The organism is Ralstonia sp. OTU4908 (assembly GCF_038440115.1).
Taxonomy (GTDB): domain Bacteria; phylum Pseudomonadota; class Gammaproteobacteria; order Burkholderiales; family Burkholderiaceae; genus Ralstonia; species Ralstonia pickettii.
The window spans coordinates 1-266 of record NZ_JASATD010000121.1 but is presented as its reverse complement, the minus strand read 5'-3'; the positions used below and the strand labels follow the sequence as shown (position 1 = coordinate 266).

Annotated in this window: 1 pseudogene; it reads right to left on the bottom strand. The window is 65.0% G+C overall.

Annotation, left to right across the window (positions count from 1 at the left end):
• Window positions 1-185, bottom strand: a pseudogene (locus AAHM38_RS25590) (DUF736 domain-containing protein); the annotation flags it as partial.
• Between the last annotated feature and the right edge of the window lie 81 nt (window positions 186-266).

Here is a 266-nt window from a genome sequence, read left to right as displayed (position 1 = left end):
TCTCCTTTCGGTTGAACAAGGTTCGCGCCCATCGCGTCCTTGTTGTGATCCGGCCGGCGGGGGACGGGCTGGCTGCACCGCTTGCGGTCGAAACGCAGTGGAGAGCCGGGAGGCGAAAAGAATTTGCTGCGCGAGGAAGCCGCGCAGCGGCGGGGAAATTGTTTTCGCCGGACGGTTGCAGCCATGAAGCCCGAGGCGCAGCCGCGCCCCCGCCAGGATTCACAACGAGACAAGGACGCCTTGGGCCGAACCGCTCCGAAAGGAGA